This is a genomic window from Hymenobacter amundsenii, assembly GCF_002204745.1.
Classification (GTDB): domain Bacteria; phylum Bacteroidota; class Bacteroidia; order Cytophagales; family Hymenobacteraceae; genus Hymenobacter; species Hymenobacter amundsenii.
Genome location: NZ_NIRR01000009.1, coordinates 1 through 23,722 on the forward strand (window position 1 = coordinate 1; position 23,722 = coordinate 23,722).

Below are 23,722 nucleotides of genomic sequence, written 5' to 3' on the forward strand. Positions count from 1 at the left end.
CGGCCGGTTCAACTGAATATATTCAGTTGAACCGGCCGTTTCGGGTACGAGCATTACGCCTGTTAAGCAACGCGGAAACTTCCGAAGCGGAAACCTCGCGGTGGGGTTTACCGCCGGGTGCTGGGAATTCGGAATTGCAGGCCCAGGCTCGGGATGAACGTGAGGCCGCTGAGCTTGGCGGTTTTGTTGTTGAGCAGCTGATACTCGCCGTAGTTCTGGTAGTACACCGACAGGGCCGGAATCACGTAGGCGTAGCGGTAACCGAGCTTGGCGTTGAAGAAGGCCCCGAACGAGCCGAAGTTGCGCCGCTCGGTAGGCAGGTCCGGCACCTTGCCCGTCACGAAACCACTACCGGGGCCATTGAATAGCTGGCCCGGCGTGAGGCCGTAGCGCACAAATGTGTGGGCGTACACCACCCCATAGGAAATGGCCCCAATTTCCTCTTCCACCCCCAACGAGCGGCTGAACACCAGCGGCACAATCAGGTCGTGGCGGCTAGCCTGGAAGCCGAGCAGCGCGTTTACATCGTCGAGGAATGGGATGTTGGGCAGCTGGGTGCGCTGGGTGGCGTACTGCAGCCCGATGCTGCCGTAGGTGGCGCCGGCCTCCCGGGTCCCGGGGTTCTCCACCGTGCCCACCGGCCCCAGAAACTGGTACATGGCGTCGAAAACGTGCGAGCCGAAAGCGTACTTGTAGCCCACATCGAACCGCTCGATAACCCCGTAGCGCAGGTACAGGTCTGAGGAAGGCCGCACTGGGTCGAGGGCGTAAGCAATGGCGGCAACCTGCAGGTTTTCCACCGTCTGATTGTAGCGCACGGTGTCGTTGGCGGCTTTATTAGCCAGGTCCTGGGCGGCCGATTTGAGCGTGGAGCCCGCCTTGCTGATGGTTTCGGTGGGCAGGTTGAATGAGAGGTTGCCCCCTACCCGAAACTCGCCCCGGGGCGTAACCTTGCCGGTACTCACGATGGCCCGCGGGGCGGTGCAGGAAGCCGACAACAGGAGTGCCGCACCGCCAAGCAGCCCGGCTGCGTAGCGCAACGAAAAAAATCTGGTCATAAGGAAGGAAGCCGAACGGGAATGGTTGGCCACCCCGGGCCAAAACCGGGCCGAAGGTAAGCAGGGAGAAGTTGCGGGAAAAATAACCGGGCCCGCAGGATGAATGTCCTGCGGGCCCGGTTGCCAGTTTTGTATTTGTTCGCCTAACTACTCAGGCCGCTATCCGCTCACGGGGTTGTTGCGCCTGCTCGTAAGCCTCGGCGCCCAGCCGCTTCAGCATCCGGCGGTGCGACTGTAAGGCCCCTAAAAACGTCTGGTTCTCTATGTAGGGCACATCAAACTCCTGGGCTGTGGTGCGCAGAATCTGCGAGAGGGCGGGGTAATGAATGTGGCAGACCTTGGGGAATAAGTGGTGCTCGATCTGGCGGTTGAGCCCGCCGCACAGGAAGCTGGCCAGGGCGCTATCGGGGGCAAAGTTGGCGGTGGTCCGCATTTGGTGCACGGCCCAGGCTTCCTGCATATCGCCCTGCTCGTTGGGCAGCGGGAAAGCCGTACCCTCTACCACGTGGGCCAGCTGAAACACGAGGCCCAGCACCAGTCCTTCCACGAAGTGCATGCCCACGAAGCCGATGATAAACTGCCACCACGTGATATCGAGCACCACCAGCGGCAGCACAATGAACAGCACATAGTAGATGGCTTTGTAAAAGAACAGGTTGAAGTATTCGCGGCGCGGGTGGTTGGCCACCTGTTGCCCGATTTTGGGTTGGAAGAACTTCACGTAATCCTTGCGCAACACCCACGAAAGCGAGGCCAGCCCGTACACCGGAAACGCGTACCAGTGCTGAAACCGCTGAATCCAGCGCACCGGCTCCTGCTCATCGAGCCGGATCAGGCCGGGCGCCACTTCGATGTCCTCGTCGTGGCCGGCAATGTTGGTGTAGGTGTGGTGGACTACGTTGTGGGTGATGTTCCAGACGTAGGGGCTGGCTCCGATCAGGTTAAAAATCAGCCCCAGGCCTTTATTGACGCGCTTGCTGGCCGAAAACGAGCCGTGCATGGCGTCGTGGCACACATTGAAACCGATGAAGGCGCACACCGCCCCGAGCGCCGCCGCCAGACCGGCCATGGCGGCCACGCCGAACTGGTTCGACATAATTAGTCCGTAGAGTAGCACGAAGGCTCCCAGGAAGAAGGCGGTTTTGGCCCACATGGCCCCGTTGGCGTGGCGGGAAAGGTTATTTTCCTGAAAGTAGGCGTCGGCCCGTTGGCGTACCGTAGCAAAGAAAGTAGAGCGCTGGACGTTGGTAAATTTCAGGGGCTTCGACATGCGGTAACCGTTGCGCGGGTCCGCCGCCGAAGCCACGTCACCACTGGTAAATTCAGAAAGAAGAGAATAGCGTAGAAAACGTGAAGATAAGGCTTTGCCCGGCAAGCCCCTAGCCTTCATGCGGCGGCTGTTATGTTGGATTGGGGGCCTTTGGTGCAACTGGTCCGGCAAAGGCCGAAGTCGTTGTGCTACCATCACTGGGGAAAGGCCTCGCGCAGGGTAACCGGCTTTGGCCGGGTTTGGTTCGACAGGTCTGGGGCCAGGGCGGCGGCAGATGGCTCCTAAAGTAGGTTACCAAATTGTTATGCCCCCGGTGGAAAAGCCGTAACTTTCCCTTCCATTTTTCGATTTTTCGCCTTCTCATGCTCCAGTTTTACCTCAACGACCAGCTCTTGCGCACCGACCAGCCAGCCGGCAGTACCCTGCTCGATTTCGTGCGCTACGACCAGCACCTGAAGGGCACCAAAATCGGGTGCCGCGAGGGCGACTGCGGGGCCTGCACGGTGCTGGTAGGCGAGCTCGACGCGGCCGGCGAAACGGTGCGCTACCAGGCCATGACCTCCTGCCTGACGCCGCTCGGCAACGCCCACGGCAAGCACGTGGTTACAGTCGAAGGCATCAACGCGGTCCGCGGCACGCTCACGCCGGTGCAGCAGGCTATTGTGGCCGAGGGCGGCTCGCAGTGCGGGTTCTGCACGGTAGGCTTCGTGATGAGCCTGACGGGCCACGCCTTGAGCCCGGCCGCCAGCAAGCCCGAATCGGTGCTGGCGTCCATCGATGGCAACATTTGCCGCTGCACCGGCTACAAGAGCCTGGAGCGGGCCGCCGCCCAACTCCACGAGCAGCTAACCGAGCGCCCCGCCGCCGCCCAGCTGGATTGGCTGGCCGCCGAAGGCTTCGTGCCCGCCTATTTCGCCACCCTGCCCGCCAGGCTCCGGGCCCTGCGCGACGCTGCCGCGGCCGGTGCAGACGGCGGCGCCGAGGGCACATCCGAAACCATCCGTCCCACCCCTACCGGCCCCGATGCGCCCGCGGCAGCCCGCGCCCGCGTACTGGGCGGCGGTACCGATTTGCTGGTTCAGCAGCCCGAGCAGCTGCGGGCCCAAGCCGTGGAGCTGGTGTTCGATGATGCCAGCCGCCGCGGCATCCGCCGCAACGCCGACACTTTTTATATCGGCGCGGCCACCACGGCCCAGCAGCTACTCGAATCGGAAGAGCTGCGGGCGGTGCTGCCGAAACTGCCGCAGTACCTGAAGCTGGTCAGCAGCACCCCAATCCGCCAGATGGGCACTGTGGCCGGCAACTTCGTCAACGCCTCGCCCATCGGCGACCTCACCATCATGTTTTTGGCCCTGGGGGCCGATATCGAGCTGGAAAATGCTGCTGGCCAGCGCCGCTGGCTACCGTTGGCCGACTTCTACCTCGATTACAAGAAGCTGGCGAAAACCGCCGATGAGCAGGTAACCGAAATCCGGTTTCCGGCCCCGGCGCTGGCCCCGGCCGAGCATTTCAACTTCGAGAAAGTATCCAAGCGCACCCACCTCGACATTGCCAGCGTGAACACTGCCGCCTGGCTGCAGCTGGAAGGCGGCCTGATCCGGGCCGGCCGCCTCTCGGCCGGGGGTGTGGGCCCGGTGCCGCTGCTGCTGCGCCGCACCGCCGCCGCGTTGCTTGGCCAGCCGCCCACCCTCGAAACCCTGCGCCAGGCCCAGGCCGTGGCCCAGGAAGAAATTAGCCCCATCGGCGACGTGCGCGGCACCGAGCAGTACAAGCGCCTGCTGCTGCACCAACTGCTGGAGGCGCACTTCGTGGAAATGGGACTGCTGGCCGAGCTGGCCGAGCCGCAGGACTAGGTATTTGGAGTGAGTTAGAGCTAGCGACTAGCTCCCCTCCTCAGATGAGGAGGGGTTGGGGGTGGTTGACAATCGTTGAACAGCCTCTATAGATTCTATAAATTAGCTCATCGTTCTGGCAGCATCAACCACCCCCAGCCCCTCCTTTCCAAGGAGGGGAGCTAGTCGCTAGCCTCAGCATATTTCCCCAGCTTCCGCCCACCCCCAAATCTTCCCTTCAACCCTCCTACTTAAACGCGTGAACCACCTCGACCCCATCCGCCACGTGCGCGGCGAATCGCAGTACCTCGACGATGTGCCGGTGCAGCACGGCACGCTGTACGCGGCGGTGGTGGAGTCGCCGCTGGCCCACGGGCGGCTGCTGGCCATTGATGCCACGGCCGCGCTGGCGTTGCCCGGGGTGGTGCGTGTGCTCACGGCCGCCGATATTCCCGGCACCAACCAGATTGGCGGCATCGTGCCCGACGAGCCCCTGCTGGCCGAAGGCCACGTGCACTTCCGGGGCCAGCCGGTGGCCCTGGTGCTGGCCGAATCGGAGCATGCCGCCCACGCCGCACTGGCTCTTGTGCGGGTAGAGGTGGAGCCACTGCCCATCATCACCGATCCGCGGGTAGCGGCCGCCGCGGGCGAGCTGCTGGTGCCGCCGCGCACGTTCCAAATCGGCGACTCGGGCGCGGCCTGGGCGGGGTGCACCCACGTGTTTGCAGGTGTAGCCGAATCGGGCGGACAGGAGCATTTGTATATCGAAACCCAAGGCGCTTATGCCTTCCCGACTGAAATGGGTGGGGTGCGCATCATCTCTTCGACCCAGGGACCCACGGCCGTGCAGCGCCACACGGCCCACGTGCTGGGCCTGGGCATGCACCAGGTAGAAGTGGATGTGACCCGGCTCGGGGGCGGGTTCGGGGGCAAGGAAGACCAGGCCACGCCCTGGGGCGCCTTAGCGGCTTTGGGTGCGTTCGTGACGCGCCGGCCGGTAAAGCTGGCCCTCGACCGCATGGCCGACCTGCGCATGACCGGCAAGCGCCACCCCTACTCCTCCGACTTCAAAATCGGGCTCGATGCTGAGCTGAAGATAGTGGCTTACGAAGTCACGTTTTACCAGAACGGCGGCGCGGCGGCCGATTTGTCGCCGGCCGTGCTGGAGCGTACGCTGTTTCATTGCACCAATGCCTATTTCATTCCGAACGTAACGGCCACGGCCTATAGCTGCCGCACCAACCTGCCGCCCAACACCGCCTTCCGGGGCTTCGGCGGGCCCCAGGGCATGTTCGTGATGGAATCGGCGCTGGCCTGCGCGGCTGAAGCGTTGGGCCTGGAAACGGCCGAGCTTCAGCGCCGCAACCTGCTGCGCGAGGGCGACCTGTTCCCCTACCGCCAGCCGGCCGAGATGTGCCACGCCGAGCAGGCCTGGGACACGGCCGCCGCGAAGTTCGACCTGCCGGGCCGCCGCCGCGAGGTGGCCGCCTTCAACGAAGCTCACCGCTGGCAGAAAAAAGGGCTAGCCCTAATGCCCATCTGTTTCGGCATCTCGTTCACCAAAACCGCCATGAACCAGGCCCGGGCGCTGGTCCATATTTACACCGACGGCTCGGTGGGCGTGAGCACCGGGGCTGTGGAAATGGGCCAGGGCGTGAACACCAAAATTGCCCAGGTGGCCGCCCGCACGCTCGGCATTCCGCTGCACCGCATCAAGGTGGAAAGCACCAACACCACCCGCGTGGCCAACACCTCGCCCTCGGCCGCCTCCGCCACCGCCGACCTCAATGGCAAAGCCACCGAACTGGCCTGCCTGGCCCTGCGCGAGCGGCTGCTGCGCCTCGCCGCCACCGAGCTGCGCATGGACTACGAGGGCCTGCACATTGAGCACGAGCAGGTGCTGGCCGCCGGCAAACCCGCCGACACGAACTGGGAGAAGCTGGTATCGGCCGCCTACTGGCAGCGGGTGTCGCTCAGCGAAAACGCTCACTACGCCACGCCCGACCTGCACTTCGATGCCACCACCAACCAGGGCCACCCCTTCGCCTACCACGTGTACGGCACGGCCCTGACCACCGTGCGCGTGGACTGTCGCCGCGGCACTTACGTGGTGGAGGCCGTGGAGCTGGCCCACGATTTCGGCCAGAGCCTGCACCAGCAAATTGATAGGGGCCAGATTGAGGGCGGCGTGGTGCAGGGCATCGGCTGGATGACGATGGAAGACCTGGCTTACAACACCGAGGGACGTCTGCTGAGCAACTCACTCAACAGCTACAAAATCCCCGACCTCTACGCCGCCCCCGCCACGCTGGCCGTGCACTTTCTTGACACGCCCGGCCACCCGCTGGCCGTACTGCGCTCCAAGGCCGTGGGCGAGCCCCCGCTCATGTACGGCCTTGGCACGTACTTCGCCCTCCGCGCCGCCGTGCGGGCCTTCCAGCGCCACACGCCCCTGCCGTTTTCCGCCCCCATGACGCCGGAGAAGGTGCTGGTGAGCTTGTACCCGGAGTTTGTGGGGCCGAGAGAAACGGTGGCGGTGGCGGCGACGCGGGGATAGTGGGATTGTGAGTTGCGAGATTCAAGGTTGCGATAATTCATTTTTGCTTAAAACAACGCTTTTAAATCAAATTATGACCCTGAAAGAAGCTGTCCTGAAATCCCTTGAGGAACTAGGTAAACTGGCAACTCACAATGATGTATGTGGTTATATCGTCAATAAAGCTTACTACGACTTTGGGGCGGCTAAAACCCCTGCTTCCACAGTTTCGGCATTACTTGGAGACTTTGTCCGCAAAGGAGATTCCCGGGTAAAAAGAGTAAGTACAGGAAAAGGAAATTTCAGCTACTACTTAAGCAAATACGAAGAATCAATTTTCCCTTTAACTAGTAGCACTTCTCAGATAGCACCATCAACTATCCAAAAGCAAACAAATTATAGTGAGAGAAGCTTACACAAATTATTTAGCACGTATCTGAAGAGTGTAAATATTTCTTCTAAAACAATTTATCATGAACAATCAGCGAATAGTAAAGATAGCAACCAAAAATGGATTCATCCGGATATGGTTGGCGTCGATTTCACTAGCCTTCACACGAAAACCAGCCAAATTTTTATCAAGTCCATCAGCGTTGAAGAGTCATTTAAACTAACTTCTTACGAATTAAAGCGAGAGATAAATACTGACTATGATTTAAAACAAGCCTATTTCCAAGCAGTGTCAAATTCAAGCTGGGCTAATTTTGGCTATCTAGTTGCTTTCGAGATAAGTGATAATTTAAGTGACGAAATAAGTAGACTAAACCAGTCCTTTGGAATTGGTGTGATAGAAATCAAAGCTAATCCTTACGAGAGCAAAATCACACATCCTTCAAGATTCAAAAGCCTTGATTTTAAAACCATAGACAAACTATGTCATATCAATAACGATTTCGATAAATTCATAGACAAAATAGATAAAATATTGAAAGCACAAGATGGTTATGTAAAATCAAGCGAAAGAGAACTTGATGAGTTTTGCGATATTTCTTTTAAATCAGAAGCCGAATGTCTGGCATACTGCAAGGAGCATAACATACCAATCACCGATAATTAACTCAAGATAATCACATTCAAATGATATATAATATATTTAATTGTTTTTAACTCCAGGTATTGAATAGGTCAGAAACTGCAGGAGGCTGATACCCTCGTGGCTTCAGCCTCCGGCAGTTTTCTGAGTAGCCCAGGGCTTTGGAGAAGAAACCGGGCAGAAGCTGCCCGCAAGGCGCTGCCTGCATCATCAGGTATATAAAGTCGGTGGGCCTGATTCGATTCTCTTTCCTATGACGCCGGGAAAGGTTCTCGTATTTTTGCGCTCCTGTTTTTTTACCACCCCTCCCCGCTTGGAACTCGCCACTTATATCCAGCCCCGCAACCTCGTCCGCGGCTTCCTGATTTACGCCGCCGGCGACACCGCCGCTGCTTTGTTGCTCCACGAATTTTCTTGGTCGCGCCTGATCGGCATGGCCCTCATCGGGGGGCTGCTCTACTCGGTGGAAGTACCGGCGTATTTCCGCTGGATTGATAACCGCCTCCCCCCTGGCCCGGGCGCCAGTGCGGGGCGGCGCTGGGGCCGGGCGGCCCTGTCGCTGGCCTACTTCAACCCGCTCTGGATTGCCCGCCACTTCGTGTTTCTGCGCCTCGTCAGCGGCCACCCCGAGCAGGTAACGTTGGATTTGCTGCCGTTGGCTACCAAGTCGTTTCTGATCAACGCTCCGGTTTCGCTGCTGGTGAATTACTACATCCAGAACAAGGTGTCGGCCGAGTGGCGGTTCGTAGCCAGCGCCATTTTCTCGGGCATCATGGCCGTTTATTACGCCGTGAGTGCCACTTGGTAATCACCCCACCCCTACCTGCCCCCGTGACCCCAACCACTACCGCCACTCCACCCACCCCGCGCGACCTGCCGGTGTGGCAGCACGCGCTGGCCAGCCTGCGGGCGGGGGTGGCGGTGGCGGTGCTGTGCGTGCTGGATAGCCGGGGTAGCAGTCCGGGGCGACAGGGGTTTAAGATGAGCGTGACGGCCACCGATCTGGCCGGCTCGATTGGGGGCGGCATCATGGAGCACAAGTTCGTGGAAAAGGCCCGGGCCCTGCTGCGGCAGCCCGCCGCCGAGCCCGTGGTGCGCCACCAGATCCACCGCGCCGACGCGCCCGCCGACCGTTCGGGCCTCATCTGCTCGGGCGAGCAGTGGCTGTTGGTCCTGCCCCTGCACCCCGCCGACCTGCCCGTGGTGCAGCGCCTGGATGAGCGGCTGCGCAACGGCGCCCCGGGCCGCCTCCACCTCTCGGCCGCCGGCCGCCTGATGCTGGACGAGGCCACCGACGCCGGGCCGCACTACACACTGGCGTTGGGCCCGGCCTGGCAGTACTCCGAGCGGCTGGGCTTCCGCGACCACGCCACTATCGTGGGCGGCGGGCACGTGGGCCTGGCCCTGTCGCGGACGCTGGCCACGCTCGAATTCGGCCTGACCGTGCTCGACAACCGCCCAGACCTCAATACTCACCAGCTCAACCCCTACGCCCACCATAAGCGTGTGGTGCGCTACGAGGACCTAGCCCAGGAAATAACGGCAGGCCCACACCAGTACGTCATCCTGATGAGCTTCGGCTACCGCACCGACTTGGTGGCCCTGCGCCAGCTCCTGACGCTGCCGTTACCTTACCTGGGCGTGATGGGCAGCGCCAGCAAGATTGCCGAACTGCTGGCTACCCTGCGCACCGAGGGCGTACCCGCCGACCGGCTAGCCCGCGTGCGCGCTCCCATCGGCCTGCCCATCCACAGTCGCACACCCGAAGAAATTGCCATCAGCATCGCCGCCGAGCTGATTCGGGAGCGGAACGCCCCGCCGGCGTAGCGACGGGCGCCGCGCCCGAAAGCTGCTGGGCCACTATTTTACTCCTCGTCGGCGCCGGCGGGGGTTTGCCCGTTGAGGTAGCCAGCCGTGAAGACGTGGTACTGGTCGAAGATGGAGCGCACCGAGCGGCGCAGAATGACTTCGCCCCGGGGACCGGCCGGAATGTTTACGCCTGAGGCGTAGCCGTTCCAGACCGCCCGGTTGGTGCGATTATCGATGAGCGTGACCAGCAGTGTGCCCTCAGCCAGTAGCATCCGCACTGGCTGATAGCCTTTGCGCGAGTCCTGGGGCGTTTCCTCATCCTCGACATAGCCGTTTTTCACCCAGCGCGTGAAATCGTCCTGGGCGTAGCCTCGGAAGCGCATATCGCCCTCAAATAGGCGAAAGTTGACCAGCAGATCGGGGCGGCGGCGAGCGGCGTGGTAGCCCTGCAGCTTCAGGCGCACCCGGATGGCATCGCGCACGGCCTCGCCGAGCTTGCTGGTATCGGAGTTCATACCGTCGCCGCTGACGAACTCGTAGGTGCGGTAGCGGCGGAACTGACCGGCGTAGCTATAATCCGATTCGACGCGGGCCTCGCGCGACATCAGGCAGCCCGACAACAGCAAAGAACCGCTGGCCAGCAGAGTAAGCGTCCATTTCATACAGTACGGAAAAATTTGGTGGGTCGTACTCTCTAAAGTACGACACGCCAACCGCTTATCGATTGCCGTCCGATTAAAAAATCGTACATATTTCCGGCCCAGCGGCCCCGCACCCGTGGCAACGGCCGCTACGGGCCTACGTTCCCATAATAATTTCCGCAATCAACTGCGTGTTCGATTCCAGGAGCAACCTACTTGGCCAGCTACACCACCAGCCCGGCTGCCATTGCTAACCCAGCCAGCTGCCATTGCCCCTCTTGTTCCATCAACCACATTACTGCGGCCAGCGCTGCTACCGGTAACGCGGGTCGGTTTCAGCAGCAAGGCTGGGCAGAAAGCAGAACGGGCGCATCAGGTGCAGCGTACTCACGTTGAATTATTACCGCTACCACGTTTTGCAGCTACCCGAAAGGCGGGGATTGTACCACAAAACTGTCTTTGAAACACGAAACCCCGCCTTTTGGGTACGTGCTGTTATGGGCTGATCTTTTGCCATCTTTTCTCATTTGAAAAGCATTTTTACATTCTCAGTCAATTCAAGGTGTTCATTATTGTCATCCACACCTATGATTTTTTGCCAAAATGTTTTTGGCCTTACTTCTGTTTTTGCAAATACAAATAACTCTTGTCCGTCAAGTATTTTTGGATATATAACTCTTGTCGCAAAATTTGTCGAGGCAAAAAGCCCAGGCACTAATTCGCAGTTGAGTTTTTCTCCTAACTGTTTCCAAAATTTCTCATGATCGACTGCAAGTGTCGGTGCTTGCCACCATTGGTCAATAGTGTCAGCAAAAACAAAAAACCAGTCGTCAGCTAATGGCCCAGCCGATGTTGTGTATTCTCCTACGAACTTAATTTTATCAATATCAAGCGTCCACCTGTTCTGAGGATCTTGCTCATAACTCAATTTGTTGTCCTTAATTATTATTTTATTTGCCGATGTCATTTTAATTATTTTGTGTCTTAGCCTTACACATACCATCTGTATTCCCGCAACCCAGCGCAACTTCAGTTTCGGCAAGCACACCACCGTTGGTACGCTTGCCGAAACATACCGCCTTTCCCCGACATCGCCAACTCTCCTCTTACCGATACCCGGCGGCCTGCAGGTGGAACAGCTCGGCGTAGCGGCCGCCTTTGGCCAGCAGCTCCTCGTGGCTGCCGATTTCCTGGAACTGGCCGTTCTCGATGACCAGAAAATACCGCGTATTCCAGCAAATAGCTTGTGCGCCGACCGGCAAAGATGCGCTACTCCCCCGCCCGGTGGTCCAGGAATTCGCCGGAGGGGTTCAGGCCCTGGCGGCTGATGGTCAGCCGGGGCTTCTTGGCTTTGGCGGGGCGGTCGTCCTTCACACGGCCCAGCCGTTCAAAGGTGATGGTCCAGATGCTATCGAAGTCGTCGCTGTCCCATTCCTGCGCGTCCTTCAAACCCAGGTCGCGGGCAATTTCCACGATGTTGTGGTGCTCCCACACCACCAGCACATTGCCCCGCAGCCGACGCAGGCGTTTGGCAAACTGCCGGGAGCTTTCCACCTCGTAGTTCGTATCGATGGTGAGGTTGTGCTGTACGGCGTAGGGCATCACGGTCTGGAGCATCCGCATGCGGGTGGTGCGCTTGCCCCCGATACCGATTTCCGGCACGAAGGTGTGGCTGGGCGGGATGGAAAACACCCTGGCCAAGACGGTCGGGAGGGCCAGCGCCCGGTTAAGGCCCGCCACCGACAGGTTGTCGCCCTGCTCCGGCTTCTCGCCGTGACGGATGATGACCACGCGCAGCGGCGGCTCGGGGGCCGGCGCTGCATCGGGGGCGGGCAGGTGCTGGGGCAGCAGCAGCAGCTGGGCAGTGGCCTTTACGACTTCGGTCGGATCAGCTTCGGGAGTGGCAGCCATGAAGAAAGCGGGGAAATAATGCCAGCCATTCGGCCCGGCGCAAGCTGCATACGCAACGCCCCGGCGCGTGTTCGGCCAACCGGCACCTACCGATACCCGGCGGCCTACAACTGGAACAGCTCGGCGTAGCGGCCGCCTTGGGCCAGTAGCTACGAGGGGCTGTTGATTTTCCGAACGGTTTATTCGCGGGGAATCAGCAGATTTTGATTTAGCTCAATCAAGCTGTACTCCGCAAAGAGCGTCAGAATAATCGGCAGGCGGTCAGCAAGCAACTGTAGTAATTCGGCGTTGCTGATGTTGCCAGTGGTGATGAGCAGCAACTGCCGGGGCTGGCGGTTAGTCAGGTAACTGTGCAGGAAATCGGCATCCTTGGTGATGATGATGCGCCCGGTTTCTGCAGCCAGCTGGCGAATCTTGGAATCAGTAGTCCGGTCGCCGTGGGGCAGGTCGTCGGTGTGGAAACAGTCGAGGCCGCGGTAGCGCAGCAGGTGTGCCACCCGCACCGGCAACTGCGCATCCACCAGAAACTTCACGAGGCGGCGTAGGGCAATGTTTTTAAATCGCTCAGCCGGGCCGCGTACACCAGACAAGCCCGAATATCGGCTTCTTCCAGTGAAGGGTAATCGGCCAGAATGTCGGTGTGGCTCATACCGGCTGCCAGCAGTTCCAGCACCAGCGACACCGGGTAACGCATGCCCCGGACGCAGGGCTTGCCGTGGCAGATATCGGCCTGAACGGTAATGCGGGGCTGTTCCATACGACGTGGTAAGCGGGTAGCAAGAAGATTAGCTAAAGTACGAAACCGCTATTGATACCTGGCAGCTTTCAGCTTGAACAACTTGACCTCCCTTACTTCCCTACCAGTCTCGCCTTCACTGCTAAGCGTTACGACTGACAGCCTAGGGTGGGGCCAGTAGATTGGGTTCATGTTTAGCGGCGCACTTTGCCAACACTATAGCTGGGCACATAGTAAAAAGAGGGATGGCAGTTGAGCAACAGGTATGCCGCGGAATTATTGTTGGAACGCTGCCTCCCCATACTATTAGGGCACGATGGTAATCATCGGCGTTTCTGCCACGTATAATTCGCCATTGGTCTGGCGGTAACGAACAATGAATTGCTGCTGTGCTGAAGCCGTGGGCGCCTGCGTAAATTGCAATAAAAGTCCCTGCACAGGCTGTCCATCAGCCTCGGCTATACTGCGCGACGTTACTCGGACGCCTTGTAAGACCAATAACTCGTTTACCTTTAGTAGGTCGTTAAGCGGACGGCCTGCGGGATGAGCCGCATCGTAGTCGTAACGACTGAGCACTACCAAAGAATCAACCCGCTCGGAAGTGCCCTGATAACCTAAGGGGGCTGGTGTGCAAGCAAACGCCTGCCCGGCCGTGGTCCGTTGTAAACTATAGTAGCGGGCAACAACGGCAAGTCGCAGCTGCAGGCTGGCACGATCCACTGTTTCGCCGCTACGAAGGGTTCCGATTGTTTGGCCAGACAAGCTTACCCTGTCTGCCTGCCACTTTATTCCTTGTACGTCAAAGAATTTGGCTACATCATCGCCGCACTGGTCCTCACAGCCGGGCAATGGTATTAATAACGTCAGCATCAGAAATAGCCTTTTCATTCCATTGCAGAAAATATAAATCATCAATTACTGCCTCTGTTACGCAGCATGCTTGTATGAGGGCTTTCTGCTAACCCATGGTTGCATCGGTAATCACATAATTTACCGATACCCGGCGGCCTGCAGGTGGAACAGCTCGGCGTAGCGGCCGCCTTTGGCCAGCAGCTCTTCGTGGCTGCCGATTTCCTGGAACTGGCCGTTTTCGATGACCAGGATACGGTCGGCCATGCGGACGGTGCTGAAGCGGTGGCTGATGAGGATGGCCGTTTTACCCAGCGTGAGGTCCTTGAAGCGCTGGAACACCTCGTACTCGGCGCGGGCATCGAGGGCGGCGGTAGGCTCATCGAGAATCAGGAGCTGGGCGTCGCGCATGTAGGCGCGGCCGAGCGCTATTTTCTGCCACTCGCCCCCGCTCAGGTCCACGCCCCCGCTGAAGCGGCGGCCAATCATCTGGTCGTAGCCCTCGGGTAGCTTGGCGATAACCGAGTCGGCGAGGCTCTGGGCGGCGGCCTGCTCGATGCGGGGGCGGTTGTGCTGCTGCTCGATGCGGCCCACGGCTAGGTTCTGGCCGGCCGGCAGCTGGAAGCGCACGAAATCCTGGAAAATCACCCCGATTTCCTGGCGCAATTCGGCCGGGTCGTACTCGCGCAGGTCGTGGCCGTCGAGCAGGATGCGGCCCTCGGTGGGGTCGTAGAGGCGGGAGAGCAGCTTGACGAGCGTGGTTTTGCCGGCCCCGTTCTCGCCCACCAGTGCCAGCTTTTCGCCGGCTTGCAGCGTGAAGTTGAGGTGGCGCAGGGCCCACTTCTCGGCGTTCCGGTACTTGAAACCCACATCTTCGAACCGGAAGCCTTCCCGAATCGGGTTGGGGAAGGGCCGCACCGGCTGGCTCTCGTCGCGGCGGATGCGGGGTTCGAGGCGGAAGAAGTCGAAGAAATCCTGGAGGTAGAGCGCGCCCTCAGCCACGGCGCTGAAGCGGCTCAGTATCCCTTCGAGCAGCCCCCGCATGCGGGCAAACGAGCCGGCCAGGAACGTGAGCTGGCCGATACTGACGCGCCCGTACACGGTCTGCATGATGATGTAGACGTAGGCCGCGTAGTAGCCTGCCGCGCCCACCGCCGCGAAGAACGTGCCCCAGCCGGCCCGCTTCACCACGAGGGCCTTGTTCTTAGCGTAAAAATCGTCGGAGAGCGTACGAAACCGGTCAGTCAGGAACTTCGAGAGGCCGAAGATTTTAACTTCCTTGGCCGTATCGTCGGAGGCCCCGGTCTGGCGCAGGTAGTCGAGCTCCCGGCGCTCGGGCGTCCAACCGTGCACCAGCGAATAGCTGCGCTCATTGAAGTGCGACTCGCCCAGAAATGCTGGCACCACGGCCACCAACAGCAGCAGCAGCAGCCAAGGGTTGAACGCGACCAGGCCCACGGCCAGAAAGCCCATCGTGATGGCGTCCTGGGCCTGGCTCAGCACCTGCGACATGAGGACGGTGCGGGAAAGTGTCTGGCGACGGGCCCGCTCCAGCTTATCGTAAAACGTGCTGTCCTCGAACTGGTCGAGGTCGAGCTCGGCGGCGTGCTCCATGAGCCGGATGGAGGTCTGGTTGGCGAACAGGTCGCCGAGCAGCGAATCGAGCAACGCCACGCCCCGGCCCAGGGCATCGGAGAGAATGGCCAAGCCGAACTCGATGGCCACCAGCGTAAGCACCGGCGTGAGGATGCGCTCGGGGGCCGGCAGACGGCTGAGGCCGATAACCGAGTCGATGATGAGCTGGCCCACGTAGAGCATGGCCACGGGCAGGGCCGCCCGCAGCAGGCGCAACCCCACGTTGCCCAGCGTCAGGGCCGGACTGGTCTGCCAGATCAGGCGCAGGAAGGCCGGCAGGTTTTTGAGGGCCGAAAACCGCTCCCGCACCGAAAGGGCCGGCTTGCCATCGGGGCGGGGTTTTTTAGCGGAAACAGTGGAGAGAAACGAATCGGAATGAGCCATAGGCCCGTTGTACGGCACGTTTCGGGCCGGGGTGGTGGGGCGGCCGTTTTGGCAGGGTAACAGGGCGAAGCGCGGGTTCTTCCCGGGGTTCGTAATTTACCGACCTCGTTGGCTGCCTTTCTCTGTATTCGGTGAAGAAGCAACGCGTCGCCTTCCTGCCCATGCTCCACCGCCTTTCCTTCGCGCCCTTCCCCAATACCGCCGCCACCGACTGGTTTGCGGCCGTGGGCGACGCCTTAGAGGCGGCTGGGGCCGAAGGCCTGCTGTTGGCTAACCTGACGGTGGGAACAGCCGGCTTGCTAATGCCGGCCGTGGTGGTACTGCCGGGCCGGGTGGCCGTTTTGCAGCCGGCCCCAGCGGCGGCGCTGCCACCCCAACAAGCGGCGCTGGCACAGTGGCTCGGCACATGGCCGGAACTGCCGGCCATGTCCGCGGCGGCCGTTGCCGGTTTTATCGTGCCGGCTGATTCTGGGGCGGCGGCTATTGCTGCCAGCGGCGCGGATGGCTGGCTGATAGTAGCAGCGCCACAGTTGGCGGCCCACCTGCGGGCATTGACGCCGGAAGCGGCGCTTACGGCCGCAGTATTACACCGCTGGGCCGATAGCCTGACCGAGGAAGACCCCGCGCCCCAGCAAGACCCCGATGAGGCCCTAACGGGTTTCTGGGAGCATAAAGCCCGGCAGCTGTGGAGCTGGCTCGGGGCCGCCGACGTGCCCGCCGACCCGCCCTACGGCTTGGCCCCGCCACTCACCGCCCCGCCCGCCGATACGGCGGCCGAGCAGCAGCGACTGGAGCAGCTTCGGCAGCAGCTGTTTGCCGAGTTGCAGCAGCAGCGCCAGGCCACGGAAGCGCGCGAGGCTACCCGCGAACAAAGCATTGCCCAGCTCCGCCAGCAGCTGGCCGCCACGCCTTCGGCCGCCGCCGAAGTGGCTGCCCTGCAAGCCCGGCTGGCCGCCGAAACCCAGGAGAAAAACGCGCTGGCCGCTACCATTGCCGCCTCGCGCCAGGAAGCCGACGCCCGCAACCGGGAGTTGGAGGCCCGCATGCAACAGCTGGACCGGCAGGTGGCGCAGCTCCAAACCCGGCCCGCCGCCACCGCTGAGGCAAGTTCCCCGCCGGTGCCCACTGTCCGACCAGCCGCGCCGGCGGTAGCTTCGGCGGCCCCCGCAACCGGTTTGCGGACTGCCAGCAAGCCGGCCCCTACCCGCCGCCCAGCCCCGGCCGCGTGGCGGCTGCAATGGCCCCGGGTGGCGCTGGTGCTGCTGGTACTGGCCCTGGTGGGCGTGGGGGCGGTGGCCGTGCAGCGCTACTCGCGGCAGCTGTTCGGCTCATCGCAGCCGCGCCCGCGCCCGCAGGTGCGGGCGGCGGCTGAAGATAACGACGACGAGAACCTGGAAGCCGCTGCCCCTACCCTCTTCGATATCCAGCCCGATACGCTGCGGGTGGAGGCCGACGATGTGGACGACACCATTACCGCCGAGCCAGCTGCTCCGCAACCCAACGAAATCATGGACTCGGTGATGGCTCCGCAGGAAGGCATCTAAGGGTTAGCTGGCTTTCTGTCAGTCGCCTGTATCACCCTAACGCGTGGTTATTTCTTTTTCCGAATGCCCGCCCGCTGGCATTTGGGCGACGGGCGCTGATAATCCGGGGCTGCATGGGGCTGGGCTGCCGCCCCCGCCGTACCTTTGCGGCCGCATGGCCCCTCTGCTTACCACTACTGCTCCCGCTCCCCGCCCGCCCCGCGTGTACACGGCCGGGTTCTGGCTGATGTGCTTGTCGTCGCTCCTGTTTTTCATGAGCTTCAACATGCTGCTGCCCGAGCTGCCCGACTACCTCACCCGCCTCGGCGGGGGCGAGTATAAGGGCTACATCATTGCCCTGTTTACGCTCACGGCGGGCCTTTCGAGGCCGTTTTCGGGCAAGCTGGCCGACACCGTGGGCCGGATTCCGGTGATGGTGTTCGGGTCGCTGGTCTGCTTTATCTGCGGCTTCTTTTACCCGTTTACAGTCACCGTCGTGGGGTTTCTGGGGCTGCGGCTGTTGCACGGCTTCAGCACCGGCTTTAAGCCTACCGGCACGGCCGCCTACATTGCCGATATCGTGCCGCTGGCCCGGCGGGGCGAGGCCATGGGTTTGCTGGGCGTGGCTGGCTCGCTGGGCATGGCGGCCGGCCCGATGGCGGGCTCCTGGCTGGCCACCCACTTCTCGCTCAACGTCATGTTCTACTGCTCCTCGGGCCTGGCCTTGCTGAGCCTGATTGTGCAGGGTACCATGACCGAAACGCTGGCCCCGGCCCAGCGGCAGCGCTTCAGCTGGAAACTGCTGCGGATTGAGAGCTGGGCCGAAGTGTTCGAGCCCCGGGTGCTGATTCCGGCCGCCGCCACGCTACTGTTCCTGTTTCCGTTCGGCGCCATTTTCACCGTTGTGCCCGACCAGAGCCGGGTGCTGGGCCTGACGGGCGAGAGTAAGGGCCTGTTCTATATCTGCTACACCGGGGCCTCGCTGGTGGTGCGCCTGCTGGCCGGCCGCAGCTCCGACCGCTACGGCCGGGTGCCGGTGCTGTTGGCCTCGTCGGGCATCATCATCAGCTCGTTGCTGGTGTTGGCCTTTGCCCAGTCGGCCGTAGGGTTCTTGGCCGGGGCAGTGCTGTTCGGGCTGGGCACGGGCCTCAACTCGCCCACCATTTACGCCTGGACGGTAGACCTGAGCCACCCCGACCGGCGCGGCCGGGCCGTTTCCACGATGTACATGGCCCTGGAGGCGGGCATCGGCATCGGGGCCCTCATTTCGGGCTGGATTTTCAGCAACGAGCCCGCCCACTTGCCCTTCGTGCATTTGGCCAGCGCCGCCAGCGTCCTCTGCGGGTTGGTCTTTTTGCTGGCGATGCGCCACCGGACACCCGCGCCGTTGGAAGGATAAGCGCATCCGCTGCCTCTTGATTTCGGCCCGAAAACACCCATCGGCCCCGGGCCTTCTGCCAACGCGGAAGGCCCGTTTTTTTGGTAATATTCCTGTTTTACCACAACTTACGCTGCCGTAAGCCCGGCGCCAGCCAGCTCCTGGTGCAGTGCTATAGCTAACTCAAGTTGCGGACTAGAATTAGGAGCTAGTTTGTTAGCGCTAGCTCCTACTTCGCGACTTGGGTTAGCTCCTCTTTTTATCTAATTCCGCTTTTCTATAGCACACCCTCACGATTATGTTCTTTGCTTACGTGCGGGCCGCTACTGGCCGCGGCCTTGCTCGCTCTGCCGGCGCAAGCCGGCCAGTAGGTTTCGCGGGCTCCTGTCATCGTCAATTTCCACTATACCAAGGCCCACCTGACACTGCTCCCGGGCTACGCGGCCACCGGGCGACCGTCGCCGGCACAGTTCTCGCTGCCCGATAAAGGCGGGAGGTTTGTGTTCCAGGCCACCGCGGTTAGGGCCGATAAAGTCCAACTTGTGGGCCGGCTCCAACTCTACAAAGCCCATTACTCGGCCGAGGAATACCACGCCCTGCGTGAGTTTTACGCGCAGGGCGTGGCCAAAATGGCCGAACCATTGTGTGCCAGCAAAAATAACTGGCTTCATCTCTTGTTCACCATTAGAATAAATTGGACATTTCGACTCCGCTGGTATTTGCTTCGTTACGCGGCCGCTACTATCGCCCTATCTGATTGCTCCCCAACCGCACCTACTGGCCCGAGCATGTTCGTTGATTTCACTTCATTTATTTCGCTTTCCCTATGATTGCACCCCTACTCCGCCGGCTGTTATTAGCCGGTTTTTGCGCCGGCGCGGTGGTCCTGGAGGCCCGAGCCCAAACGGCCCCCATCAAATTTGGCAAGATTGACGAGGCCGACCTGACGAGCCAGAACTTCGGGGCCGACAGCGCCGCCGCCGCTGTGGTACTATGCGACTACGGCATCTCGCGCTTCGACTACGCCGAGAAGGGCTTCCGGGTGCTGTTTGAGCGCACGACCCGCGTCAAAATCCTCAAAAAATCGGGCTACGATTACGCTACCGTGCGCGTGCCGCTCTACCACAAAGAAGGCCGCGAAGAAAAGATTACCAGCCTGAAAGGCTTCACCTACAACCTCGTGAACGGGCAGGTAGTGAAGGAAAAGCTTGATTCCGACGCCATTTTCAAGGAAGAAAGTACACCTAACATCAATGTCCGTAAGTTCACGCTGCCCAACGTGCGCGAAGGGTCGGTGGTGGAGTATACTTACACGGTAGCCTCCGAATTCACGTTCAACTTCCAAGACTGGACCTTTCAGTCGGACATTCCGGTGCGCTGGAGTGAGTACCGGGCCGCTATTCCCGAGTATTTTGATTACAAGATGCTCATGCAGGGCTACGAGCCCCTGGCGGTGCAGGAACGCAACGACGGTCTCACCCAGTACACCATCCGCTGGTCGTCGTCCATCACGCCGGGCGGCAATGGGGGCCGCGAGGCGGGTGGTGTGGCCGTGGTAACGCCCACCGTGACCAACTACCGCTGGGCCATGAAGGACGTGCCCGCCCTGCGCGAGGAGCCCTACATGACCACCGCCGACGACTACGTTGCCAAAATCGACTTCGAGTTGGCCGGCGTGAAGATGCCCGAGCAGCCCTACCAAATGGTGGCCGGCTCCTGGACCAAAATCGACATGGAGCTACTCCAGGACGACAACTTCGGGGGCCAGCTCAACCGGGGGGGCTTCCTGAAAGATCAGCTCGCGCCTCTACTGGCCAAAACTACCGATCCGACCGCCCAGGTGGCCGCCATCCATGAGCTGGTGCGCCGCAGCGTGAAGCACAACGGCAACAACGGCCTGATGGCCACCAGCAGCGTACGCCGGGCCTACGACCAGAAAGCCGGCAGCGCCGCCGACGTAAACCTGCTGCTCATCGCGGCCCTGCGCGAGGCGGGTTTCCAGGCCAACCCGGTGGTGCTGAGTACCCGCGCCCATGGCCGGCTGCAAACCAGCGTGCCGCTGCTCAGCCGCTTCAACTATGTGCTGGCCCACGTGCAATTGCCCGGCGGCCAGCAGATGCTGGTGGATGCCACCGAGGAGCTGGCTCCCTGCGGCATGCTGCCTCACCGCTGCCTCAATGGCCAGGGCCGCCTCATAATGCCCAAAAGCCAGGACTCGCGGTGGGTGGAGCTGAAAACCGACGACCGCCTGACGTCTTACCGCCAGGTGAACCTCACGCTGGACGAAACCGGCAGCCTCAAGGGCAAAGTGCACCAGGAGCACGCGGGCTACCTGGGCTTCAACCAGCGCGAGAAGCTGCGTAAGCTGGGTGAGAAAAAGTATATGGAGGAGCTGGCCACCGACCACGAGGGCTGGAGCATTGCCAAGTACGACTTTAAAGAGCGCGAGACGCTCAACAAGCCCCTGACGCTGGATTACGAATTTGCCAGCAGCGGCGGCGAGGCCCCGGTGAGCATCATCTACCTAAATCCGCTGCGCGACTTCGGGGCCGGCAAAAACCCCTTCCTACACGAAGACCGGCGTTTCCCGGTCGATTTCGGCACCCGCCTCGACGAAACGGTCCTCGTGAACCTGACGCTACCAGCCGGTTACGAGCTGGAGGAAATGCCCAAGGGTATGGTGCTGGACTTGCCTGACGGCGGCGGCCGCTTCACCTACGGCGTGCAGCCCGGCCCAGCCGGCCTCCAGATCGTGAGCCGCCTGGCCCTAAGCAAGCCCGTGTATTCGGCAGAAGAATACGCCTACCTGCGCGAGTTTTTCGGCCGCCTGATCGCCAAGCAAAGCGAACGGCTGGTCATCAAAAAGAAAGTATAGCGTCAGTTGCCAAAATGGTACGTCATGCTGAGTGTAGCCGGAGGCGAAGTCGAAGCATCTCTATCGCAACAGTAAACCTGTCGTCGACTGGTACCTCCTTTTCTTTTTCATTCCGCGCATTGAGCGGTATAGGAGGCCAGGGGGTAAAGCACACGCCTGATACAAAGCGGTAGAGATGCTTCGGCTTCGCTCAGCATGACCAGTTTCGTGGCTGTCAATCAACCACGAGCAACCAGTCACTGGCAACCGGCAACTCACAGATCAATACCGAACATCCATTCCTCTATTCCATGCGACTTATTCCGCTGACTTTTTCCGGTTTGCTACTGCCCCTGCTACTTTCCCCGGTAGCGACCAAGGCGGGTGGGGCGGCCCCAAAGTATGCCGTGGCTGATTTGCCCGCTGCGCTGCGCGAAAACGCCCACGCCGTGGTGCGCCGCCAGGATGAGCTGCTGACGGTGAAATCGGTGAGCCGCACGGTGGAAACGGTGCATCGGGCCACCACCATTCTCGATGAGGCCGGCAGCCGCTGGGCCGCCGAACTGGTGTACTACAGCCAGCTCAACCACATCAACTACTTCCGGGGCGCGGTGTATGACGCCAACGGGCGGCAGCTGCGCCAGCTCCGCGGCCAGGATATCCGCGACATCAGCCTCTCCGACGGGTTCAGCCTGGCCACCGACGCCCGGGGCCGCGTGGCCGACCTCAGCCAGCCGACCTATCCTTACACCGTGGAGTTCGAGTACGAAGTGGTGTCGGACAACCCGCTGTTCTACTCCACCTGGCAGCCCCAGCCGGTAGAGCAGCTCAGTGTGGAGCAGGCCACGTTTCGGGTGATGATGCCGGCCGGAATGGCCCTGCGCTACCAGGAAAGCCACTTGCCCGCCGGCACGACCCCGGCCGCGCTCGGAGCCGGGGCCTATGCCTGGGAAGTGCACAACCTAGCCGCTCGCGAAGAAGAGCCCGACGGCCCGAGCGTGGCCGAGCTGACGCCGGCCGTGTTCACAGCGCCGGCCCAGTTCGAGGTGGAGGGCCACGCCGGCCAGCTCAACAGCTGGGCCGACCTCAGCCGCTGGACCTACGAGCTGAACGCCGGCCGGGCCGAATTGCCCCCCGCGTTGGTAGCCGGCATGCAGGCGCTGGTGCTGGGTGAAACCGACGAGCGGGCCCGGATTCGGAAAGTGTACAAGTTTCTGCAGGCCAATACCCGGTACATTTCGGTGCAGCTGGGCCTGGGCGGCTGGCAGACATTCCCGGCGGCCTCGGTGGCAACCAACGGCTACGGCGACTGCAAGGCCCTGACCAATTACTGCCAGGCGTTGCTGGGCGCGGCCGGCATCAGGTCCCACGCGGCGCTGGTGCGGGCCGGTTCCGATGAGCAGGATATCCGTACCGACTTTCCGAGCTCCCAGTTCAACCATGTGGTGCTGTGCGTACCGCTTACCCAGGCCGCCCGCGCCGATACCGTGTGGCTCGAATGCACCAGCCAGACCAACCCATTCGGTTACATGGGCGGCTTTACGGGCAACCGCCACGCCCTGCTGCTGCTGCCCGAGGGCGGCCGCCTGATTGCCACGCCCCGCTACGGAGCGGCCGAAAACCGCCGCGAGCGGCAGGCCGATGTGTTTCTGGATGCTGGCGGCAACGCCACGGCCACGCTGCGCACCCTGCGCACGGGCCTGGAGTACGACGCCGTGGCGGGCCTGCCGGGCTTGGAGCTGAGTGAGCAGAAAAAGTACATCAGCAACCGGCTGGCGCTGCCCAATTTTACGCTGACCAAAGTCGCCTTCCAGCCGTTGCCGGCCACGGCGGCAGTACCCGGCCTGCGCGAAACGCTGGCCCTGACGCTGCCCGCCCTGGCCCCGCCCAGCGGCAAGCGCGTATTCCTGACGCCCAACCTGCTCAGCCGCCTGCCCACCCCGGCCGCCACGGTGGGCGAGCGGCAGTCGGAGGTCTGGCTCGACCACGCCTTCACCCAACTCGACACCGTGCGGCTGCACCTGCCGGCCAGCCTCCAGCCCGAGCAACTGCCGGCTCCGGTGCGCCTGAGCACGCCATTTGGCACCTATTCGAGCCAGCTGCTGGCCCTGCCCGACGGCACCATCCGCTACGTGCGCCGCCTCGAAATGCCCCGCACCCGCTTCCCGCGCACCGACTACCCGGCCTACCTGGAGTTCCGCCGCAAAGTGGCCACCGCTGATAAAATGCAGCTCGTGCTACTCAAAACCGACGCCTGACCAGCGCTGCCGGCC

At 61.5% G+C, this 23,722-nt stretch carries 20 protein-coding genes; 9 read left to right on the plus strand and 11 right to left on the minus strand.

Annotation, left to right across the window (positions count from 1 at the left end; translation table 11 throughout):
- Window positions 1-107 precede the first annotated feature (107 nt).
- Together CDA63_RS07515 and CDA63_RS07520 are read right to left on the minus strand one after the other, a co-directional pair.
- Window positions 108-1,058, minus strand: coding sequence for a hypothetical protein (locus CDA63_RS07515; RefSeq protein WP_088463838.1), 951 nt, complete (start codon window positions 1,056-1,058; stop codon window positions 108-110).
- A 151-nt stretch (window positions 1,059-1,209) separates the two neighbouring features.
- The gene (locus CDA63_RS07520) at window positions 1,210-2,328 is read right to left on the minus strand and encodes a fatty acid desaturase family protein (RefSeq protein ID WP_088463930.1); all 1,119 of its coding nucleotides are present in this window, start codon (window positions 2,326-2,328) and stop codon (window positions 1,210-1,212) included.
- A 362-nt stretch (window positions 2,329-2,690) separates the two neighbouring features.
- Between CDA63_RS07520 and CDA63_RS07525 the strand changes: the two genes are divergently transcribed.
- The 5 genes from CDA63_RS07525 to CDA63_RS07545 all read left to right on the plus strand — a co-directional run bounded on the left by CDA63_RS07525 (window position 2,691) and on the right by CDA63_RS07545 (window position 9,556).
- A complete protein-coding gene (locus CDA63_RS07525; RefSeq protein WP_088463839.1) occupies window positions 2,691-4,181 on the plus strand; it encodes an FAD binding domain-containing protein in 1,491 nt (496 codons plus the stop codon).
- Window positions 4,182-4,419: 238 nt separating this feature from the next.
- On the plus strand, window positions 4,420-6,717 hold the full coding sequence (locus CDA63_RS07530) for a xanthine dehydrogenase molybdopterin binding subunit (protein ID WP_088463840.1): 2,298 nt from the start codon (window positions 4,420-4,422) through the stop codon (window positions 6,715-6,717).
- A 73-nt stretch (window positions 6,718-6,790) separates the two neighbouring features.
- On the plus strand, window positions 6,791-7,753 hold the full coding sequence (locus tag CDA63_RS07535; RefSeq protein ID WP_088463841.1) for a hypothetical protein: 963 nt from the start codon (window positions 6,791-6,793) through the stop codon (window positions 7,751-7,753).
- A gap of 289 nt (window positions 7,754-8,042) precedes the next feature.
- Complete coding sequence (locus tag CDA63_RS07540; protein WP_088463842.1) at window positions 8,043-8,537, plus strand: hypothetical protein; 495 nt, start codon at window positions 8,043-8,045, stop codon at window positions 8,535-8,537.
- Between the two features lie 23 nt (window positions 8,538-8,560).
- A complete protein-coding gene (locus tag CDA63_RS07545; protein ID WP_165768232.1) occupies window positions 8,561-9,556 on the plus strand; it encodes an XdhC family protein in 996 nt (331 codons plus the stop codon).
- A 38-nt stretch (window positions 9,557-9,594) separates the two neighbouring features.
- On the opposite strand, the gene CDA63_RS07550 is transcribed toward CDA63_RS07545, so the two are convergent.
- The 8 genes from CDA63_RS07550 to CDA63_RS07580 all read right to left on the minus strand — a co-directional run bounded on the left by CDA63_RS07550 (window position 9,595) and on the right by CDA63_RS07580 (window position 15,694).
- Entirely contained in the window at window positions 9,595-10,200 is a 606-nt protein-coding gene (locus CDA63_RS07550) for a DUF4136 domain-containing protein (RefSeq protein WP_088463844.1), read from the minus strand.
- Window positions 10,201-10,702: 502 nt separating this feature from the next.
- Window positions 10,703-11,146: a hypothetical protein gene (locus tag CDA63_RS07555; protein WP_088463845.1), complete on the minus strand. Its 444-nt coding sequence runs from the start codon at window positions 11,144-11,146 to the stop codon at window positions 10,703-10,705.
- Between the two features lie 139 nt (window positions 11,147-11,285).
- On the minus strand, window positions 11,286-11,441 hold the full coding sequence (locus CDA63_RS20805; protein ID WP_165768231.1) for a hypothetical protein: 156 nt from the start codon (window positions 11,439-11,441) through the stop codon (window positions 11,286-11,288).
- 7 nt (window positions 11,442-11,448) lie between these two features.
- Entirely contained in the window at window positions 11,449-12,090 is a 642-nt protein-coding gene (locus CDA63_RS07560; RefSeq protein ID WP_088463846.1) for a histidine phosphatase family protein, read from the minus strand.
- A 179-nt stretch (window positions 12,091-12,269) separates the two neighbouring features.
- The gene (locus tag CDA63_RS07565) at window positions 12,270-12,623 is read right to left on the minus strand and encodes a DUF5615 family PIN-like protein (protein ID WP_088463847.1); all 354 of its coding nucleotides are present in this window, start codon (window positions 12,621-12,623) and stop codon (window positions 12,270-12,272) included.
- Entirely contained in the window at window positions 12,620-12,847 is a 228-nt protein-coding gene (locus tag CDA63_RS07570; protein WP_088463848.1) for a DUF433 domain-containing protein, read from the minus strand. Before CDA63_RS07570 ends, CDA63_RS07565 begins: the two co-directional genes overlap by 4 nt.
- A gap of 285 nt (window positions 12,848-13,132) precedes the next feature.
- A complete protein-coding gene (locus CDA63_RS07575; protein WP_126546773.1) occupies window positions 13,133-13,738 on the minus strand; it encodes a hypothetical protein in 606 nt (201 codons plus the stop codon).
- Between the two features lie 78 nt (window positions 13,739-13,816).
- A complete protein-coding gene (locus CDA63_RS07580; protein ID WP_088463850.1) occupies window positions 13,817-15,694 on the minus strand; it encodes an ABC transporter ATP-binding protein in 1,878 nt (625 codons plus the stop codon).
- A gap of 131 nt (window positions 15,695-15,825) precedes the next feature.
- On the opposite strand from CDA63_RS07580, the gene CDA63_RS07585 reads away from it, so the two are divergent.
- Both CDA63_RS07585 and CDA63_RS07590 read left to right on the plus strand, forming a co-directional pair.
- On the plus strand, window positions 15,826-17,238 hold the full coding sequence (locus CDA63_RS07585; RefSeq protein ID WP_088463851.1) for a coiled-coil domain-containing protein: 1,413 nt from the start codon (window positions 15,826-15,828) through the stop codon (window positions 17,236-17,238).
- 154 nt (window positions 17,239-17,392) lie between these two features.
- Complete coding sequence (locus CDA63_RS07590) at window positions 17,393-18,616, plus strand: MFS transporter (RefSeq protein WP_242434598.1); 1,224 nt, start codon at window positions 17,393-17,395, stop codon at window positions 18,614-18,616.
- 302 nt (window positions 18,617-18,918) lie between these two features.
- On the opposite strand, the gene CDA63_RS07595 is transcribed toward CDA63_RS07590, so the two are convergent.
- Window positions 18,919-19,266: a hypothetical protein gene (locus CDA63_RS07595; protein WP_088463852.1), complete on the minus strand. Its 348-nt coding sequence runs from the start codon at window positions 19,264-19,266 to the stop codon at window positions 18,919-18,921.
- A 155-nt stretch (window positions 19,267-19,421) separates the two neighbouring features.
- Between CDA63_RS07595 and CDA63_RS07600 the strand changes: the two genes are divergently transcribed.
- Complete coding sequence (locus tag CDA63_RS07600; protein ID WP_088463853.1) at window positions 19,422-21,470, plus strand: DUF3857 domain-containing protein; 2,049 nt, start codon at window positions 19,422-19,424, stop codon at window positions 21,468-21,470.
- A 290-nt stretch (window positions 21,471-21,760) separates the two neighbouring features.
- Window positions 21,761-23,707, plus strand: a complete 1,947-nt coding sequence (locus CDA63_RS07605; RefSeq protein ID WP_088463854.1) for a DUF3857 domain-containing protein — start codon at window positions 21,761-21,763, stop codon at window positions 23,705-23,707.
- Window positions 23,708-23,722: the final 15 nt, after the last annotated feature.